Raw genomic sequence first — 3820 nt, forward strand, 5'->3', positions numbered from 1 at the left:
TTTGGTGCCGATGGAAAAACCAGCTACATTTCTTCTTGCTGTTCCGCCAAAATCAGCTTTTTGGGTCCACGCATTGCATTGAGCATAAGAATGTGATACCGTTCCTAATGCTCCAAGCATTAGAAATGATAAACAACCGGTTACAGTTGCCAGACGATTAGATGGTCTTTGATATCTCATAATTGTAAGAATTTAAAAAGTTTGAAAATAAATTCAATCAGAAAATTCTCGTAATAAATGATATAAAAATTCTAATATACAAAATCAAACATGCTTTGTCAAGTTTTTTCGTACTTTTTTTTCGGAAGAAGTAATAACTTACTGATTATCAATAACTTATAATGCTATTTTTATTTTAATAGAAAAATTTACTCTATTTTATTCCCGATATTTGCCTCAACACTTGTTTAGCCCTTGCATTGTCAGGATTTATTTGAAGCACTCTTAATAAAATACTTTTTGCTTTTTGTGATTCCTCATGATATATATACCATCCGGCTATATTTAGCAGGGCAGGTTCATTGTCAGGGTCCAGGTTAATGGCTTTATCGTAGAGTATTTTGGCTCTATCCGGCCTGTTCAATATCAAATACAGATAGCCTAAGTTGGAGATAGCCGGGACATATTTAGGGTTTTCAGTGATAATAAACTCAAAAGTGTTTTTGGCTTTTTGTAAATCTCCTGATTGCATATAGGCGCTGCCTAATTTATTCTGAAAATCCAAATGAAGTGGCTTTAATTTTACTGCTTTTTTAAAATATTTTAATGCTTCTTCATATCTTGCCAACTGGTAATATGCTTCCCCTACCCTATAGCATGTCCAGCTATCAGCAATCGAATCAATATCAAAATTGCCGGCAAAGAGGATTACTTTGTTCATGTCGTGTCTAAGATAATAAAGATGAATGATTTCTTTTAATTGTTGCCTGTATCTTTTCATTTTTTTCTTCTCTTTTCCATTTCCCATTTCCCATTTCCCATTTTCCATTAAGAGGTATTTTTCAGCCGAATCAAGCGCGTTAGATACAAAACCGAATTTTTCATAATATGCCAAATATCCTTTTGCAATAGTGTTGTGAGACGGATTTTCATTGGTCAAACAAACAAGCCCGATAAATTCCTTAATTTTTGATATGGCCGTATCTGAAATGGGAATTTGAATCTTATGGTCTGTAATAGATACGTGAGGAATGTCAATGCTTGTTGATTTGGGCATATGACATTTCACACAATCCATTTGGTGATTCGGTGACTTGGTGATTTGATGATTTGTTGATTGATGGATTGGAGATTTGGGAATATCATGACAACTTATGCAGGTATTGTTAAAAATTTGACTTTTCGTAAATTTCACACTCACATGCGGATTATGGCAGGTTATGCAGCTTATTTTCTTTGATTGCTTAAAACATTGACTCTGCATCAATCTTTCAACATGCGAAGCCATTATAAATTCATCATCTGCACCCGCAAATTTCGGCATAAAAATATTCATCACTGCCGCCAGGTCCATTCCCGGTTTGAAATCTCTAAATGACTTACCATCTTGCAAAACTGTTATACCCTGTAAATGGCAGCGTTTGCAAAGACTCATTTGAAGCGCTATTGGCAATTTAGCTGGATTTACGATGGTATGATCAATATATTTTGAAGTGTCAATGATATTACCTGCTCTTTTTTCTTTTACATGAAGTTCACCAGGCCCATGGCAGCGCTCACAATCAATGCCTGTTTTTACACTGATATATTTGTTCTCCGAACCCACTGCAAAATCAGGATATGCATTGTGGCAGGTCATACATTCCAAACCTATTATCCTTGAAAACCGTGAATTATTGCCTCGTTCAAAGCCGGGGGCCAGATCCCACACTCCCCTTTGTGTATAATAGGTTATGGGCGCCTGGTAAAGGTAGCCATGAAAATTAACAATATGTGAGTTGGTATGCTGGCCTGAACCTATAATATAACTGACTTGCTCGATTCTTTTGTGTATTGTGTCACCATCCTTCAGCCTGAATTCCATTATCATCAGAGAATCATTCGACCAAAAAGGTTTGTAATACAGGTCGCTATATTCATCGTAAACCAATGCATCTTCACCAAACGATGCTGCACTTTTTTGGCGGGAAGCAATATCAAATGATTGCCCCATGCCGGTATGAATAAAATCTTCATATACTTTATAATGGCAGCCGCGGCAAACAGTAATTCCTACGTATTTAACAGTATCATGATGATTTAGATAGATTGGGGCTGGAGCAGTTTGTTTTTCGGTTTCATTTGAGCAATTGATAGCAATCAAAGTAACATAGAAAGTGACGGCAATAAGTGTGAGTACTTTCTTCATTTAATGGATGCCGGTTGCAGGATATTGGATATTAGATACTGCCAATTGTCGACTGTAGACTGAATACTACCCTATTGACCCCGAGTACTTGAAGTCAACTGCCACTGCATACTGCCCACTGCTTACTTCTTATTCAGCCCTCGTCCATTCTGCCGTTCTACCAATAAAAGAGAACCCAATATATCCCCTGATATCCAACCTGTCTTTGCTTATCAAGGTCATTTTGCAGGAATATTCTTTGCCGTTTTCAGGGTCATATATCTTCCCGTCTTCCCATACGTTATCTTCATCGTAAACAAAACGTTTCATGATCACCAGCCCCATGAGTGGTCTTTTTTGAAGTTTGGGGTCAGAATTTTCATCATCTGCTTTTGGCGTACCATCTTCTTCATTGGGCTCATCAAGCCAGATAATTTTACCACAATATTTTTCCCCGCTCTTACCGCATTTATAGATCCTTAGTTTACAATCTTTCTCCTCATTGAACCATGTACCTAAAGCTCCATCGGCTTTCTTTTGTGCAAAAACAAAATTGCTATACGGCAATACATACAAGAAAAGAATGAACAGGAATTTCATAGCGCAGTGCGCAGGGCGCAGGGTGCGTAGCGTAGTACACAGGATGTAGGAAACGCTATGCGCCATGCTCCATGCGCTATGCCCTACGCTTATAATATGTTTTGTTTTCATAATAAAATTCTTTTAGATTTATAATATTGCTGCAAGGTAAAATTATTTGGTATAAAAAAGCTAACAGTTATTTATTTTTTTTTGCATGGAAAATGTACTTTTACTATGTTGTTTATAAATTTTTTAATGAAATGAAAAAAAATTTATATATTTATTTGGTGAAGTATTTAAAATTAGCTATATTAGTACCATTAATTATTTTAACCAATAAACATTAGCCGGAATGGAACAAATAACACTTATCGAAAAAGAATCAATCTCTGAGTGCAATTTTGTAAAAGAAGATGTATTAAGCAATGAGTCACTAAGACAACTCAGATACGAACAATTAGAAAAAGCCGAACGATTGGGCAACAACTACAAAAGAAAAGTAAGGATAACATTTAAAACTGAGGAAAACGAAATTTTAAATGTTGAAACCACTATTTGGGCAGTCGGTAAAGATTATATTGAATTAAAGGCTGGCATTATGATCCCTATCGGGGCAATTTTGGACATCAAGTTTGATTGAAACTTAGCGCATAGCGCATAGAGCATGGCGAAAAATAAGGTTTGAGCGAGGCAGGACGCCCTGAGCTTATTATACATAACGACTTAATTAATGCAGCATAATTACTAACAGGTTAAAAACAGTTAATATTGGTGGTTCTGTTTTAATATAATGTAGATTTTTGTTTTGCGCACATATTCAGTCATTTACATTCGAATAAACAGCAAAATGTATAGATAATGCATGTTATTGCACACTTATTTATCGTAATTATCAGATATTCCACAATATTA

Annotated in this window: 4 protein-coding genes; 1 reads left to right on the top strand and 3 read right to left on the bottom strand. The window is 35.8% G+C overall.

The annotated features are described in order from the left end of the window. The 3 genes from FVQ77_17305 to FVQ77_17315 form a co-directional block, all read right to left on the bottom strand. Positions 1-180, bottom strand: a 180-nt coding sequence (locus FVQ77_17305; GenBank protein MBW8052061.1) for a hypothetical protein, incomplete at its 3' end; no start/stop codon positions are given. Positions 181-373: 193 nt separating this feature from the next. Next, positions 374-2347 carry a tetratricopeptide repeat protein gene (locus FVQ77_17310; protein MBW8052062.1) on the bottom strand — a complete coding sequence of 658 codons (1974 nt, stop codon included), beginning with the start codon at positions 2345-2347 and terminating at the stop codon, positions 374-376. A 129-nt stretch (positions 2348-2476) separates the two neighbouring features. Further along, the gene (locus tag FVQ77_17315; protein MBW8052063.1) at positions 2477-2926 is read right to left on the bottom strand and encodes a DUF2147 domain-containing protein; all 450 of its coding nucleotides are present in this window, start codon (positions 2924-2926) and stop codon (positions 2477-2479) included. Between the two features lie 334 nt (positions 2927-3260). Here FVQ77_17315 and FVQ77_17320 point away from each other — a divergent pair, with 334 nt between their 5' ends. Beyond that, complete coding sequence (locus FVQ77_17320; GenBank protein MBW8052064.1) at positions 3261-3548, top strand: hypothetical protein; 288 nt, start codon at positions 3261-3263, stop codon at positions 3546-3548. Positions 3549-3820: the final 272 nt, after the last annotated feature.

The organism is Cytophagales bacterium, from assembly GCA_019456305.1.
Classification (GTDB): Bacteria; Bacteroidota; Bacteroidia; order Cytophagales; family VRUD01; genus VRUD01.